The 15,518-nt window shown below is 62.9% G+C and carries 13 protein-coding genes; 3 read left to right on the forward strand and 10 right to left on the reverse strand.

From position 1 onward, the window contains the following. The first annotated feature begins 6 nt into the window (after positions 1 to 6). Together F8O05_RS08270 and F8O05_RS08275 are read left to right on the forward strand one after the other, a co-directional pair. On the forward strand, positions 7 to 786 hold the full coding sequence (locus F8O05_RS08270) for an amino acid ABC transporter ATP-binding protein (protein WP_158052255.1): 780 nt from the start codon (positions 7 to 9) through the stop codon (positions 784 to 786). Positions 787 to 972: 186 nt separating this feature from the next. Next, positions 973 to 1,485 carry an aminoacyl-tRNA deacylase gene (locus tag F8O05_RS08275; protein WP_158052256.1) on the forward strand — a complete coding sequence of 171 codons (513 nt, stop codon included), beginning with the start codon at positions 973 to 975 and terminating at the stop codon, positions 1,483 to 1,485. A gap of 31 nt (positions 1,486 to 1,516) precedes the next feature. Here the strand turns inward: F8O05_RS08275 and F8O05_RS08280 are convergent, their stop codons facing one another. The 5 genes from F8O05_RS08280 to F8O05_RS08300 form a co-directional block, all read right to left on the reverse strand. Continuing rightward, the gene (locus F8O05_RS08280) at positions 1,517 to 2,323 is read right to left on the reverse strand and encodes an ABC transporter ATP-binding protein (RefSeq protein ID WP_404811365.1); all 807 of its coding nucleotides are present in this window, start codon (positions 2,321 to 2,323) and stop codon (positions 1,517 to 1,519) included. Next, the gene (locus F8O05_RS08285; RefSeq protein WP_158052258.1) at positions 2,323 to 3,420 is read right to left on the reverse strand and encodes a FecCD family ABC transporter permease; all 1,098 of its coding nucleotides are present in this window, start codon (positions 3,418 to 3,420) and stop codon (positions 2,323 to 2,325) included. Before F8O05_RS08285 ends, F8O05_RS08280 begins: the two co-directional genes overlap by 1 nt. Next, positions 3,417 to 4,460, reverse strand: a complete 1,044-nt coding sequence (locus F8O05_RS08290; RefSeq protein ID WP_225735805.1) for a FecCD family ABC transporter permease — start codon at positions 4,458 to 4,460, stop codon at positions 3,417 to 3,419. Before F8O05_RS08290 ends, F8O05_RS08285 begins: the two co-directional genes overlap by 4 nt. A gap of 47 nt (positions 4,461 to 4,507) precedes the next feature. Then, positions 4,508 to 5,515, reverse strand: coding sequence for a Fe2+-enterobactin ABC transporter substrate-binding protein (gene fepB, locus F8O05_RS08295; RefSeq protein WP_158052259.1), 1,008 nt, complete (start codon positions 5,513 to 5,515; stop codon positions 4,508 to 4,510). A 118-nt stretch (positions 5,516 to 5,633) separates the two neighbouring features. After that, complete coding sequence (locus F8O05_RS08300) at positions 5,634 to 6,923, reverse strand: enterochelin esterase domain-containing protein (RefSeq protein WP_158052260.1); 1,290 nt, start codon at positions 6,921 to 6,923, stop codon at positions 5,634 to 5,636. A gap of 72 nt (positions 6,924 to 6,995) precedes the next feature. Between F8O05_RS08300 and F8O05_RS08305 the strand changes: the two genes are divergently transcribed. Continuing rightward, positions 6,996 to 7,643 carry a class I SAM-dependent methyltransferase gene (locus F8O05_RS08305; protein ID WP_158052261.1) on the forward strand — a complete coding sequence of 216 codons (648 nt, stop codon included), beginning with the start codon at positions 6,996 to 6,998 and terminating at the stop codon, positions 7,641 to 7,643. Positions 7,644 to 7,707: 64 nt separating this feature from the next. Here the strand turns inward: F8O05_RS08305 and F8O05_RS08310 are convergent, their stop codons facing one another. The 5 genes from F8O05_RS08310 to hrpA form a co-directional block, all read right to left on the reverse strand. Next, positions 7,708 to 8,487, reverse strand: a complete 780-nt coding sequence (locus tag F8O05_RS08310; RefSeq protein ID WP_158052262.1) for an IclR family transcriptional regulator domain-containing protein — start codon at positions 8,485 to 8,487, stop codon at positions 7,708 to 7,710. 51 nt (positions 8,488 to 8,538) lie between these two features. After that, positions 8,539 to 9,708 carry a thiolase family protein gene (locus F8O05_RS08315; protein ID WP_158052263.1) on the reverse strand — a complete coding sequence of 390 codons (1,170 nt, stop codon included), beginning with the start codon at positions 9,706 to 9,708 and terminating at the stop codon, positions 8,539 to 8,541. Beyond that, positions 9,705 to 10,430, reverse strand: a complete 726-nt coding sequence (locus tag F8O05_RS08320; RefSeq protein WP_158052264.1) for a 3-oxoacid CoA-transferase subunit B — start codon at positions 10,428 to 10,430, stop codon at positions 9,705 to 9,707. Before F8O05_RS08320 ends, F8O05_RS08315 begins: the two co-directional genes overlap by 4 nt. Continuing rightward, on the reverse strand, positions 10,427 to 11,194 hold the full coding sequence (locus F8O05_RS08325; protein ID WP_158052265.1) for a 3-oxoacid CoA-transferase subunit A: 768 nt from the start codon (positions 11,192 to 11,194) through the stop codon (positions 10,427 to 10,429). Before F8O05_RS08325 ends, F8O05_RS08320 begins: the two co-directional genes overlap by 4 nt. A 250-nt stretch (positions 11,195 to 11,444) precedes the next feature. Continuing rightward, on the reverse strand, positions 11,445 to 15,515 hold the full coding sequence (gene hrpA / locus F8O05_RS08330; protein ID WP_158052266.1) for an ATP-dependent RNA helicase HrpA: 4,071 nt from the start codon (positions 15,513 to 15,515) through the stop codon (positions 11,445 to 11,447). Between the last annotated feature and the right edge of the window lie 3 nt (positions 15,516 to 15,518).

Here is a 15,518-nt window from a genome sequence, read left to right on the forward strand (position 1 = left end):
ATTCTCATGACAAATAAAGAACCCGTATATACCCAACCCATCACCGTCGATGGCGGCGACCCGATTGTCGTCAAGGACCTCTACAAGAGTTTCGGCAGCAATGAAGTGCTCAAGGGCATCGACCTCGCGGTGAAAAACGGCGAAGTGATTGCGATCATCGGGCCTTCAGGTTCCGGAAAATCCACGCTACTGCGATGCCTGAACCGGCTCGAGGACGTCACCAAGGGTGAGGTGATCATCGTCGGAGCGAATATCGCAACGGCAAAGGGCAAAGAACTCGATGTGGTCCGGCAGCGGGTGGGGATGGTGTTTCAGCACTTCAACCTTTTCCCGCACATGACCGCGCTTGAGAACGTTGCGCTGGCACCGATCGAAACTGGCAAACTCAAGAAGGCCGAGGCACGCAAGCGAGCCGAGGACCTCCTTGATCGAGTCGGGCTCGGCGATAAGAAACAGCACCGACCGTCACAACTTTCGGGTGGTCAGAAACAGCGTGTGGCCATTGCTCGCGCGCTCGCGATGAGCCCTGAGATCATGCTCTTCGATGAGGCAACTTCAGCCCTTGACCCGGAAATGGTTGGCGAGGTACTCCAGGTGATCCGTGACCTTGCCGCATCGGGCATGACCATGGCGCTCGTCACTCACGAAATGGGCTTCGCTCGCGAGGTCGCCGACCGCGTGGTGTTTATGGCGGAAGGCAAAGTCGTCGAGACCGGCCCACCGGCCGACCTGTTCGATAACCCGAAGGAGTCCCGCACCCAGGACTTCCTGTCGAAAGTCCTCTAGCACTGTGGTGACACGGTGACATCTTGACACCGTGACTCGAAATTCACCGTTCCATGCAGAAAATGGCCTCCGACCCTCTTATAAGCGAGTCGGAGGCCATTTTCTGCATGGAACCGTAAAACATGCCTGCTTAAGACCGGGCTGCGCTGCGGAATATCGGCGGCGATACGCAAGTTGTATCCCAAGATGACCGAAAACCCAGCCCTCGACCCCAATACCAACCCCGCAGTCGCCGCGATCATGGCCTCCGGAATCGAGCATGAGATCCGCGAGCACGGTCGCGCGAAGTCACTGCGCGAGGCTGCCGAGATGCGTGGGATCACGCCACGGCAGCTCGTGAAGTCGATGGTCATCAAGGATTCCAAGGGCGTTTATTCGATTGTGCTAGTACCGGGGGACCGAGTGATCGCTTGGGCGAAGCTGCGGAAGCTGCTCGGTGTCAACAAGGCAGCGATGCCGCCACAGGGTGAAGCAGAGGCCGTGACCCGCTTTGCACGCGGCACGATCACCCCGTTCGGTATTCCTTCGGCGCTGCCGGTGATTGCTGACGAACTTGTCGAATCCGGCCCCATTTCAATCGGTGGTGGTGACCACTCGGTGGCCTTTTATCTCAGCGGGGACGATCTCCTCGACCACTTCGGGGCAATCCGCTTCGACATTACCGACCCCGACCCAAGCTTCGAGGAATCGGTGGCCTAACCCGGATTTGCGAACTGCTCCCTGCGCAAGGTCAGTGCTTCTCAGCGGCCTGCGCATCGATGCTCTCGAGCGGGATCACGAGCGGATGCCCCGAGATCGGATCGTCCATGACCCGGGAGTGGATGCGGAAGACCTGCCTCAGGAGGTCCTCGGTGAGCACCTTGCGTACCGGCCCGCTAGCGGCGATCGCGCCCTCGTGCATCACGATGAGATTGTCGGCATAGCGGGCCGCCAGCGAAAGCTCGTGCAAGACGATCACCACGGTGCGGCCCTCTTCGCGATTGAGTCGGCGGCACAGTTCCAAGACCTCAAGCTGGTTCGAGATATCGAGGTAGGTGGTGGGTTCGTCGAGCAACATGACCTGCGGATCCTGTGCGACCAGCAGGGAAACCCAAACCCGCTGACGTTGACCACCGGAAAGCTCTTCCACCGGGCGATCCACGTACTCCAGCATCCCGGTGGCACGAAGCGCCCGCTCCACCGCGATTTCGTCCGCCTCGGTCCACTGCTGCAGCAGGTTCTGGTGGGGGTAACGGCCGCGCGCCACGAGGTCGCCCACGGTGATACCGAAGGGCGCGTTTGATTGCTGGGGGAGGAGGCCCAACCGGCGCGCGAATTCCTTCGCGGGGAGTCGATGGATGTCCTTGCCATCGAGCAGAATCGAACCGGTTATGGGGGCGAGGAGTCTCGAAAGCGCGCGCAGCAGCGTCGACTTACCGCAGGCATTCGGACCGATGATGATCGTGACTTCACCCGCGGGGATCTGTACGTGCAGCTGCTCGGAGATGGTGCGCTGTTCGTACGCGAGGGTGAGGTTTTCGCCGGTGAGTTTCATGATTAAACCTGTTTTGAGCGGGTCAGTAGCCAAGCGAGATAAATCCCGCCGATGAGGCCGGTCACCTGGCCGATGGGAAGGGTGTAGTGGACGGGGAGTACCGCGGTAATCACATGCGCGAGCATGAGCAGAAACGAACCCATGACGGCTGAGGCGAACACCGTGATGCTGCCCGAACGCGTGAGGAGCTTCGCAAGCTGCCCCGAAGCGAGTGCGATGAACGAAATCGGCCCAACGGAACTCGTAGCAATCCCCGCGAGCACTACCGCCAGCAGAATGAGGATGCGCCGGGTGTGCTCGGCGTTGACCCCGAGCTGACGGGCCATGTCATCGCCCATTTCGACCATTGTGGCGCGCTTCGCAAGGGCCGCGATTACGGGGATGGTGATCAGTGAAATGATCAACGTCGGCAGGGCCTGATCCCACTTCACATTGTCGACAGAACCGGAGATCCAGACGTTCGCGGTGAAGGCGAGCTCCACATCCCCACGAACCATCATCAGACTGTTGAGCGAAGAGAGCAGCGCCCCCACGCCAATACCGATCAGCACGAGCCGGAATCCGCCGGTTACCCCACCCTTCAGCGAAAGTAAGTAGATCACCACCGCGGTACCAATGCCACCGATAAGCGCGCCGATGGTGACCTGGATGGGGCCGGCTTCGAAGAAAATGATCTGGCTGATCGCGCCGGTCGCAGCACCGGTCGTGAGCCCAATAATGTCCGGCGAACCGAGCGCATTATTCGAAATCGACTGGAATACCGCACCCGAGACCCCGAGCGCCGCGCCTGCCGAAAGCGCGGCCACGACCTGCGGGAAGCGGATGTTCTGAATCACCAGATTGTGTTTGTGCTCGGCAGACTGCCCGAACATCGACGCAACGAGGTCACTCAGCGGCACCTGCACCGAGCCGAGCAGCAGCGCGAGCACCGCGAGCCCCAGCGAAAGGATGAGGAGGACAGTCACGATCGCGATCACGCGCGGTCGGATGATGAAGGATGTGCGTCGCAGCCGAATCGGCGTGCCGGTCACCACCGAGCGTGGCCGGGCACGGTCGGTGGATGCGCGTGAGGCTGGGGTGCGGTCGATGTCGAGACTCATAGCTGGGCGATCTTTCGGCGACGCACGATGGCGACAAAGAGTGGTGCGCCGATGATGGAAATCATGATGCCGACGCCAATGTCGCCGGAGGGCACGATGAGACGTCCGGCGATATCGGCGACGAGCACCACCGCGGCGGCGATCAGGGCGGTGGCGGGAATGAGCCGGCGATGGTTCAAGCCGACCAGTAGCCGTCCAATGAAGGGTGCCGTGAGGCCCACGAAGCTGATGGGCCCGGCCGCGGCGGTGCTGGCACCGCACATAATGACGATGGCGAGGGCCGAGAACGAGAGCACCACGGTGGGGCTTGCGCCAAGGGAACGGCTGAGGTCTTGCCCGAGCGCGCTTGCGTCAAGGGGACCTGCAATGAGCATCGCGATAATGAGCCCCACGAGCACACTCAAGCCGGTTGGTAAGAGCAGATCAACACCGCGGCCCTCCAGCGAACCAACCGTCCAGCTGCGGAACCGATCAAAGATTTCGGTGTTGGCGTTCACCATGATGATGCGGGTGCTCGCAAGCAGCACGACGTTGATGGCCGCGCCTGCGAGGACGAGCCGCACCGGGCTACCGCCGGTGCGCACCCCGCCGAGGATGTAGACCACAGCACCGGCAATTCCGGCGCCAAGAAAGCCGAACACCATGGACGCGGTGAGGGTGCCGAAGCCGAAGAACGCGATTGCCGCGGCGACCACGAAGGTGGTGCCAGCGTTCACTCCTAGGAGCCCCGGTTCGGCAAGCGGATTGCGGGTGAGCGCCTGCATGATCACACCGGAAGCGCCGAGCCCAGCGCCAATGATCACGGCAAGTACGGTGCGCGGCATCCGCACTTCTCGCATCAGCAGGTGGTTCGTGTTGGTGGGATCGAAATGGAAGAACGCGTTCCACGCATCCTCGACACCAATATCGACCGTGCCCACCACGAGTGAGACGGGCAGGAGTGTCAGGACGAGCAGACCGATCAGGCTCAACCAGAGCCCGGCGCGCGGGGATCCGCCGCCGGGAATTCGCTTCGGAGTACGAGGAACCGACCGGGGCACGCTCGCGCCCCGGTCGGTTGATGTGTCTACTGCGTGAGAAATGGGTGTTACTCGCCGAAGTTTGCCTGGATGCCGTCGACGATCTCGGTTGCCGAGTAGTAGTCGATGCGGAAGGAGTTCTGGCCGAGACCGTACACTTGTCCGTTCTGGACACTCGGGAGGTTCGCGAGGACAGTGTCCTCGGCGAATGCCTGGGCGCCCTCATTGTCTCGCGCGAGGATGAAGGTGGTGTCGGCGGTGAGGTTCGTCAGGTTCTCGTAGCTTGCCCAGACGAAGTCGTTCCGCTCGCCTTCCTGGTTGTGCCATTCCTGAATGGGATCCTCAATGGTGAACCCAAGTTCGGTGAGCAGCTGCGCGTGCGGACCGCCAGCCTTGCCGATTGGATTGTCTTCACCGGGGCCGTTGAAGGAAATGATGTTGGCTTCGCCCTCGGGGATGGTGATCTGTTCCTTCACGGTGGCGACGTGCGATTCGAAGGTGTCGATCGTGGCTTGGGCTTCGTCGCTGAGCCCGGTCGCTTCGCCGAGCTCGAGTGTGAGGTCCTGCCAGGTACCCTCGCCGTAGTCGAGCACGATGGTCGGTGCGATGGCTTGGAAATCGGCGAGGTTGTCCATGGCCGAGTCGGCGCCGGAGCTCGAAACCACGATCAGGTCGGGGTCGGCTGCGATGAGCGCGTCGACATCAACGCTGCCGACTGCCCAAAGGTTTTCGATCCCCTTTTCTTCGGCAACGTCGGCCCACTGGTCGAAGAACTGGCCGTTCCCGGCACTCGATGAGGCCGAGATCGGTGCATCGAAGGACAGCAGCGCCCCGGTAAGTGTCACCGAGGTGGAGACGATATTTTCCGGCTGTTCGGGAATCTCGGTGGTGGTGCCATCGGCGTTTTCAAAGGTGAGCGGGAAGGAAACGTCCGAAGCGCCGCCTGCTGCAGTGTCGGTCGTGGCGCCCGCATCCGTCGAGTCACTCGCGGTCGAGGCACAGCCGGTGAGCGCGAGGGCTGCCGTCGCGGCGAGGACGACCGCGCCGCGCAGTCTTGCCGAGAATCCAGTCTTCATTGGTGTTCTTCCCTTTCTTGCCGCACCACGCGGGATGGGTGCGGACCTCGACACAGCCTACAGATTGGTTAGGCTTACCTAAAGTGGAAGTTTGATTTCTGCGCGTTAACCGACAACGTTATGAGTGAGCGATGGCCTCGATCGCCTCGGGGAGCGTGCGACGCCACCAGGCCTCATCGTGGCCACCGGTGACGATGTCACTGGGAGTTTCGACAAGGCGATCCAGGCCCCGCAAAAACTCCCGCGCGTGGAGCACTGGCTCAATCAGAATCCATTCGGTGCGCCCGCCTTGAACCACGCAGGGCGCGCAGTCACCCGCCGCACCGAGTTCCCGGAACCACTGCCCGGGGCCCGGGTCGAGCGGTCCTTCCGAAGGCCACCACAGCGACGGGGACTGTGCCACTGCCCCCGCCACCTGCTGTGGGAACCGGGTCGCCGCGAACAGTGCGAAGAGTCCACCGAGGCTCTGCCCCGCGACGATCCAGCGCGCATCCCAACCCGGTTGCGCGACCCGAAGCACGGCGCCTGCGAGTTCCAGCAGCTCGGCCTGGGCATCCGCTTCGGCCGTGTAATCACGCTGCCGAGCTTGCAGGCCACCAGAAGGGATGTAGACCAGGTGCAAGGGCGGGCAAGCGCCCGAAGCAATGCGGTACTCCAAGGCCTCGGCGAGGATGCGCTGGTGCAGCCAGACTTCACCGTCGCAGAGGAAGACGGCCGGGCTGTGCGCATCCGCATTCGGATGCGAGTGCACCACGGCCTGCACCTCGGCGCCGCTCATCGGTAGCCGGATGCCCGTGCTTGACTCGCGCCAGCGGTTGCTTGATTGGGCCGGCGGCGTCTCGGGCGCTTCCGCCAGGGCGACCACCGACTGACCGCTGCGCGGAAGCAGCTTGTGCGGCATCGCGTTCGGGTTTAAGGGGTCTGCCTGCACCGCATCCCGCTGCTGCAATACCTCGCGGACACTCAGGCGACCGCCATCGCCATCGAAGGGTTCGGTGGGAGTGAGGAAGAAGTAGGAGCAGATCCAGTCGACCGGCATGCGTATCGACAGTGTCGCAATATCGGTGCCGGAAATTGGCGTGAGCTTGCCCTCCGCAGGGGTGAACGCATCCGTGAGTTTATTGGCCTGCAGATAGACGCGATCAGCAGCGGGTCCGCGGTAAATGAAGGTGACGATGCGGAATGCGGGATCGGTCGCGGCTTCAATGAGGGGCGTGCCTTCCCGCTCGATCTCTGCCATGAACTGCACCAGCAAGCTCTCACGTTCGAGGTCGTTCGAGGCCGCCAATTGGTTCACGAGGCCGGTGACCTTTGGTGATGTGGTGACCGGTAGGGGCCAGGGGCGCGGTGCGTGCGGCGGAGTATTGCGGCGAGTGTCGACGGGTACCGCGGTCCTCAGATCAGTCATGAAAAGTAAGGGTACCCTTCCATGTTCGCCGCTCGGTTACGGGTGGCGACGATCCTGCGAGATACTGGGGGAATGACCGGTTTAGATGGCTCCGCTCCGCAGGAGAATGTTTGGCTCGCCGCCGTCCGCAGTAACCCCGACCACGCGAAGAACTACGCCCAGCGGTGGCGTAATTTCACCGATGCGGGTCGTGATATTTACGGCGAAGCGCGACTGATTGACGCGATGGCCGAACGCGGTAGCCGCATCCTCGACGCCGGATGCGGAACCGGCCGCATCGGCGGGTGGCTCTCGGAGCGAGGCCACGAGGTCGTCGGTGTTGACCTGGATGAATACCTTATTTCGGTGGCCCGCGAAGACTACCCGAGTGCGGAATGGCAGGTTGGGAACCTGGCCTCGCTGGCGCTCGATGACGAGACGGGCGATCTCCGCGAATTCGACCTGATCGTCTGCGCCGGAAACGTCATGACCTTCTTGGCGCAGCAGGAGCGCCTTCCCGCGTTGCAACGCATGCGCGGTCACCTTGCATCGCAGGGCCGTCTCGTCGTCGGTTTTGGCGCCGGACGTGGCTATGACTTTGTCGATTTCGCCGCGGACGCATACCGCGCCGGGCTGGAACTTGAACAGCACTACTCGACTTGGCAACTGCATCCACCCGCTGCCGATTTCATTGTTGCGGTGCTGGGGGCGATCCCGGTCCCGCCGGAGCAAGACGAATAGCTGCCACGGGGGTAGCTGCCCCGGTTGGGTGCACGGCTGGGGCGGCGGGGCGTGCGGGTGTTGCCTAAAGCAGTTTCAGTTCTGCTTCGATCGCGCGGGCGGTGTCGAGTGCTTGCGGGAGCTGCACTTGCTGCATCTGTTCGAGTGAATTGCGGTTGACGGTCGTCGAGATGTTGATGGCGGCGGCCACGGTACCGTCCTTCCCATGAATCGGTACGGCAAGCGACCGCAGCCCCTCTTCGAGCTCCCCGTCGTTAATGGCCCAACCCTGCTTTCGAACCCGCGCGAGTTCTTCGAGGAGCGCGGTGACATCGGTCAGAGTACTGCTGGTGAAGGTTTCGAGGGGCCCGTTACTAATGAGTTCCCGAGCCCTGGCTTCGGGGAGCGCGGCGAGTAGGACCCGGCCCATGCTGGTGGCGTGCGCGGGGAAGCTCGTGCCAATGGTGATGCCAATCGACATGATTCTGCGGGTTGGTACGCGGGCGATGTAGACGATATCGCTGCCGGTGAGGACCGCCGCGGAGACCGATTCGCCGACCGCACGGGAAAGCTGTTCAAGGTGCGGCTGCATCGCTTCGGGCAGTGACAGGGCCGAGAGATAACTGAAACCCAATTCGAGGACGCGCGGGGTGAGCGCGAATTGCCGTCCGTCGGCGCGTACGTACCCCATGGTTTCGAGCGTGTAGAGAAATCGTCGGGCGGATGCGGGGGAGATGTCCGCGCGCTTGGCCACCTCGCTGAGGTTCTGGACGGGATGCTCAGCGTCGAAGCTTCGAATCACGGCGAAACCCCGCGCAAGCGACTGGATGAAGTCGTTTGCGCGGGGTTCGTTGGTCTCACTCATGCGTTTGAGCCTAGTTGAAACGGAATCGCAGCCGTGTCGAGCCGCGCGCGATTACCGTTCGAGGACGACGGCGAGCCCCTGGCCGACACCGATGCAGATCGCGGCGACCGCGACGCCGCCACCGCGACGCTTGAGTTCGTGCGCGGCGTGGCCAATGATGCGGCCGCCGGAGGCGCCGAGTGGGTGACCGATCGCGAGCGCCCCACCGTGGATGTTTACGCGCTCCGGGTCGACTTCAGTCCAGCCCTTGACGCAGGCGAGGCTCTGTGAGGCAAAGGCCTCGTTGAGTTCTACAAAATCAACATCGGCCCAGGTCTTCCCGGCCCGCGCGAGTGCCTTATTTGCAGCTTCGATCGGTGCGATTGGGAACTTGTCGGGGTCGACCCCATGGACGCCGCGGCCGATGAGGTGAGCGAGCGGCTCGCCGAGGTCGAGCCCTTCGCGGCCGAGCAGAACCGCCGAGGCGCCGTCGTTAATCGAGGAAGCGTTCCCCGCGGTCACAGTGCCGTCCTTCGCGAACAGAGCCTTCAAGCCACCGAGTTTTTCCACTGACGTGGAGTCGCGGATGCCCTCATCGCGAGCGAGTTCGTGACCTTCAACCTGCACGATTTCGACGTCGTACATGCCCTCGGCCCACGCCTTCGCCGCGAGCTGGTGCGAGCGCACCGCGAACTCATCTTGGGCTTCGCGGGTGATGCCCCAGTCCTGTGCGGTGAGTTCAGCGGCTTCACCGTTGGAGATGGTCCAGTGCTTCGGGAGGGCCGGGTTGGTCATACGCCAGCCGATCGAAGTGTTCCACATCGTCTGGTTCCCGGTTGCGGGCCAGGGCCTGCGGGACTTTTCCACCACGAACGGGGCACGGCTCATGGACTCCACGCCACCGGCCAGGATGATTTCGGCATCGCCGGATTCGATCGCGCGGGAGCCCTGAATCACCGCTTCGACTGAGGATGCGCAGAGGCGGTTCACGGTGGTGCCGGTGACGGTGGTTGGGTACCCGGCGAGGAGCGCACCGAACCGGGCAACGTTGCGGTTGTCCTCGCCCGCCTGGTTCGCGTCACCGAAGATGACGTCTTCGATTCGAGCGGGGTCAAGGTTGGTGCGCTCGACGATCGCGCGCATCACGGTTGCTGCCAGGTCGTCGGGGCGCACATCGGAGAGGCCTCCGGCGGCTTTTCCAAACGGTGTGCGGACAGCGTCGTAGATGACGGTGTTGGTCACGGGTTGGCTCCTTCAATGGCAACATTGGATGAGATAGACGGGGCGGATGCGCTGACTGGGTCGATTTCGGCGGAGGTTGCGTCGATGAGGTCGAGGCCCGTGAGCTCTCGCAGTGATTGGACGCTGTTGTCGCCGAAGGCTTCACGCACCGCGAACCCCCGGTCGGTGACTTCGAATATGCCGTGGTCGGTATAGACCCGCTTCACCGAACCGACACCCGTGAGTGGAAAGGTGCACGCTTCGACGAGCTTCGAGTCACCTTGCTTGGTGAGCAGGTCCGTCATCACGTACACCTGCTTCGCACCGATCGCGAGGTCCATAGCGCCACCGACCGCAGGGATTGCGCCGGGGGCTCCGGTGGACCAATTCGCGAGGTCGCCGGTCTGCGAGACCTGGAAGGCACCGAGTACGCACACATCGAGGTGGCCGCCGCGCATCATTGCGAAGGAATCGGCGTGGTGGAAATACGCGGCGCCCGTTGTGGCAGTCACCGGCTGCTTGCCGGCGTTAATGAGGTCCGGGTCAATCTGCCCGGCCTCGGGCGCGGGGCCCATGCCGAGCATCCCGTTTTCAGTGTGCAGAATGATCTCGCGATCCTTCGGCATATAGTCGGCCACCAGCGTAGGTGCGCCGATGCCGAGGTTCACGATCGAACCCTCGGGAATGTCCTGCGCGATTTTCGCGGCGAGTTCCTGCCTGCTGATTCGAGTGATCGTGCTCATCGCGAATTCTCCTTTGTCCTCGCGAGCGGACTTGCGGTTTCAAGCGGCCGACCTTCGATGTCGACCCCGCCAATAAATTCGCCCTCGCGAAGCCAGGGGCGTTCGCCGACGGCGACGACCCGGTCAACGAAGAGGCCGGGTGTCACGACGCGCTCTGGGTCGATTGAACCCAGCTCGACGATGCTGTCAACCTGGGCGATTGTGGTGGTTGCGGCGGTAGCCATGATCGGCCCGAAATTGCGTGCGGTTTCGCGGTAGACGAGGTTGCCCCAGCGGTCAGCCGCAAGCGCGTTGATCAGCGCGAAGTCGGCCTTGATCGGGTATTCGAGGATGTATTGGCGCCCGTCTATTTCTCGAGCTTCTTTTCCTTCGGCAAGCGGAGTGCCCACTCCCGTTGGGGTAAAGAAACCGCCGATACCGACCCCTGCAGCGCGGATGCGCTCGGCCAGGTTTCCCTGGGGTACGAGCTCGAGTTCGATCTTGCCCGCTCGATACAGCTCATCGAAGACATAGGAGTCCGACTGCCGGGGAAACGAGCAGATGATCTTGCGCACGCGACCCTTGGCGAGGAGTGCCGCGAGGCCAATCTCACCGTTACCCGCGTTGTTATTCACGATCGTGAGATCACTCGCGCCCTGCTCAATGAGCGCATCAATGAGCTCAACCGGCTGACCCGCGCGGCCAAACCCGCCGATCATTACCGTTGCGCCGTCTGAGATGCCGGCCATCGCATCCGCGGCTGATCGTACGACTTTGTCGATCACCAGAGCCTCCAGGTTTCGTATAGCGAAAAAGTATTCGTGTAGCGAAAGTCTACGCTCGCTTGCGGAGTGCGGCAAGCAGCGAGCAAAACTCGTGTTCACTCTTGGCGTCCGTTCCGGTGCTGCGCACGAGTGGCCGTGATTTTGGGCACGCTTATTGAACTGACGAAACCCGTCGACGATTCGAGGTTGGCTGCACGACAAACGACCGCATGCGCGGCCCAGAATTTCTCGCGCCTTTGCGCGGCTCCGGCTAGGTGAGCGCCGCGCGAATCCGCTTCAGGGAGACCGACTGGGCGGTGCCAAGTTGTTGGGCAAAGAGGCTCACGCGGAATTCCTCGAGTAGCCAGCGCACCTGGGTGAGCGACTGCGGAGCATTCGGATCGGTCGGGATCTGCCCGTCGGCCGCCCGATAGAGCTCGATCGCTTTGTCGATCTCAAGCATCCCCGAGCGCTCGTTCGCGGCATTGACCTGTAGCCGCTCGAGTCGGTACGTGACCGCTCGCAGGTAACGGGGGAGATGCCGCAGTTGCTCCATGCCGGTGCGAGAAACAAAGCCGTCGAAAATCAGGGATTCGAGCTGTGCCTTCGCGTCGGTGAGGGATCCCAAATAGGCGAGCGCATTGACGTTCTTGATCGAGGCGAGCGCCTCGCGGTGCGCTTTCAAGATCTCAGCGACCAGCTTCACCGCGGTGAACATCGAATCGACCAGCGTCGAATTGAACTGATCGCGCAGCGCCTCAAACTGCGCACGGGTGCGAACCGGGTCTTTAGGCATGGCCGCACTCGCGAGCGCAGCAAGCACATCACCAAGCAGCGCATCCGTCGACTGATACGGGCTGGATGCGAGCGATAGTTTCTCGTGCGAGGTCAAGTGCGACTGAACATAGCTTGCCGGGGTCGGCACCGAACGGGCGAGGAGCGCCGCAACCGCCCGGGCATGCTCGCGCTGCTGGTCCTCGGCGGTGGTGGCGAGCAGCAAATCGATGGGTGAGGATGCGGGACTCGCGGGTTTGCGCAGCTGCAGCATTGGCCAGGCTCGGATCACTCCGTGCTTGCGACGGATCTCGAAGGATTCGGGAATCTCCGGCACCGGCCATTCGGTGATGTCGCGCTGATCGAAGCTAGCGTCGGGTGCGGCCCCCTTCGTTACACCGGCTTCGCCGGCACTCAGGGACCGGCCCTTGGATACATCGGCTTCGCCGGCAGTCGAGGCGTGGTTGCCTTTCGACCCCCGAGTGCCGCCGGAAGCGGTGTATCGAGGGGACCGCGACGCGTCACCGGTCGTTGCGTGCACGAGCGAGGCCTCGGAGGCACGCTTCAGACGCTGCTGCAGCGCAATGAGATCACTGCTGGCGCCGAGCTCCCGACCGGCATCATCCACAACCCGGAATCGCATCAGCAGGTGCGAGGGGATCTTCGAAAGATCAAATTCTTCGATGTCGAAGCGGATGCCCGCGGCGCGCTGCATGTGAGTGCGCAGTACTTCCGTGAGCGGGCCGTCGACGGGCTCGCCGAGATCGGGACGAGCGTCCGCGATCGATCGTTGCAGATCGCTACTGGTTCCCTTCGATACGCCGCCAGCGCTGCTACTCAGGGAGCGGAGAGAATCTTCGTTGGCGGGTTCCTGAAGGAGTTTTGCCGCCCAGTCGGCGGCGGGTACGAAGTTGCGGCGGATGACCTTCGGCACCGAACGTAATAGCGCGGTGACAAGTTCGGCCCGGAACCCGGGCACGAGCCAGTCAAAGCCCTCTGGCTCGAGCATCGCGAGCAGCGGCAGCGGGATTGTCGCTGTGACGCCGTCATCGGGGGAGTTCGGGTCGAATTTATATCGCAGCTTCAGCTGCTGATCGCCCTGCTTCCACACCCGCGGGAATTGCGAGTCATCGCCCTCATCGACATCCTCACCGAGCAGGTCGGCGCGGGTAAGGGTGAGGAGATTCGGCTGTGTTTTCTGCGCCTCACGCCACCACTTATCGAAAGTCGGTTGCGAGACGACCTCGTCGGGGATGCGTTCCACGAAGAACTCGATGATTGCCTCATCGTCTTCAATCAGCCCGCGCTGGCGGGTGCGCTCTTCGAGCTCTTCCAGTTCGCGACGCAGCTGCCGATTCTTGCGTTCAAAGGCGTAGCGGCCGGTCCAATCGCCCTCAACGAGCGCATGCCGAATGAAGAGGTCGCGACTCCAGGCCGGGTCGATCTTCGCAAAGCCCACCCGTCGGTTGCGAACGAGTGGCACCCCGTAGAGCGTCACCGTCTCAAGCGCGACAGCCTGGCCCTGCTTGCGTTCCCAGTGAGGCTCGGCGTGCTGGCGCTTGACGAGATCGCCCGCGAGCTCTTCCGCCCAGGCCGGGTCGATCTTCGCGACCGTGCGGGCAAACAGTGCCGAGGTCTCGACCAGCTCGGCCGCCATCACCGCATCCGGATTCGACTTCGACAGCCCCGACCCGGGGAAGATCCGGAATCGCGTATTCCGTGCACCCTTGTAATCGCGCTTGAGCTCGTCGTACACGCCGATATGGCTGAGGAGTCCGGTCAGCAGCGCCCGATGCACGGCATCCGCATTCGCGCCCGGTTCGGCATTCGGCTCGGACGAAAAGGTCTTTGGTTTTTGGATGCGAAGGCCCAGTCCCCGAGTCGCCTCGCGCAGCTGTCGGAAGAGGTCCTGCCACTCGCGGAAGCGCACAAAGTTGAGGAATTCCTTCTTGCACAGTCGCCGGAACGCGCTCGACCCGAGCTCGTTCGACTGTGCCTCGAGGTAGTTCCAAAGATTCAATAGCGTGAAGAAATCGCTCGTTGGGTCGCGGAACCGAGCGTGCAGCTGATCGGCCTGCTGGCGGTGCTCGAGCGGGCGCTCGCGGATGTCCTGAATGGTGAGCCCCGCGACGATGATGAGCACTTCGCGGGCAACATCGAGTTCTTTTGAGGCGAGCACCATGCGGCCATAGCGCGGGTCGATGGGGAGGCGCGCGAGGTCCCGGCCGATGCGTGTGAGCCTCGGTACGGCGCGTCTCGATACGTCGCCTTCGGCGCCTACTCGAGGACCGCGTGATCCCCGAGGGGCACCCCGAATCGCTCCGAGCTCCCGCAGCAGGTCGACGCCATCCTTCACGCCGCGGCTATCGGGCGGGGTCAGGAAGGGGAATTCCTCAATGGCGCCGAGCTTCAGCTCGAGCATTTGCAGCAGGACGCTCGCAAGGTTCGTGCGGAGGATCTCCGGATCGGTGAATTCCGGGCGGCTCACGAAGTCAGCCTCGCTATAGAGGCGGATGGCGATGCCATCTCGGGTACGGCCCGACCGCCCCGAACGCTGATTCGCGGAGGCCTGCGAGATCGCTTCGATCGGCAGCCGCTGCACCTTCGCGCGAGTGGAATAGCGCGAGATCCGCGCCTCACCGGTATCGATCACATAGGCAATTCCGGGCACGGTGAGGGAGGTTTCCGCCACGTTGGTGGCGAGCACCACGCGGCGCCGCACCCCGGGAGCGCGGCCCTTTTCAAATACCCGGTGCTGATCCCGCGCACTCAACCGGCCATAAAGCGGTAGCACTTCGGTGGCCTCGCGGCGACGGCCAGTGAGGGACCCGCGAATCGCATCCTCCGCATCCCGAATCTCCCGCTCACCGGGCAAAAACACCAACACATCCCCGGGCGCCTCACCCTCGAGCTCCTGCAACGCCGCGACGATACCCTCAAACACATCGCGATCCTGCGCGGGCGCATCCGGATCATCCGAATCCGCAACCAGCGGGCGATAGCGAACATCCACCGGATAGGTGCGACCCGAAACCTCGATAATCGGCGCATCCGCAAAGTGCTTCGAGAAGGACTCGGGATCGATCGTCGCCGAAGTGATAATCACCTTGAGATCGGGACGCTTCGGTAGCAGGCGTTTCAGGTAGCCGAGCAGAAAATCGACATTGAGGGAGCGCTCGTGCGCCTCATCGATGATGATCGTGTCGTAGCGGCTGAGCATCCGGTCGCCGCGAAGCTCCGCGAGGAGGATGCCGTCGGTCATCAACTTGACCTTGGTCGCCTTCGAAGACTCATCGGTGAAGCGCACCTGATAGCCGACGAGGTCACCGATCTCGCTCCCGAGCTCCTCCGCCACGCGCTCCGCGATCGTGCGGGCCGCGATCCGACGCGGCTGCGTGTGACCAATCGCCTCACGGCCAAGCTCCAGACAGATCTTTGGCAGCTGGGTCGTCTTACCGGAACCGGTCTCACCGGCGACGATCACCACCTGGTGGTCGCGAATGGCTTCGGCAATCTCCTCGCGGCGCTGCGAGACGGGAAGCTCGGGCGGGTACGTGATCTCAAGCATGGA

The sequence above is a fragment of the Gulosibacter chungangensis genome (assembly GCF_008831155.1).
Taxonomy (GTDB): domain Bacteria; phylum Actinomycetota; class Actinomycetes; order Actinomycetales; family Microbacteriaceae; genus Gulosibacter; species Gulosibacter chungangensis.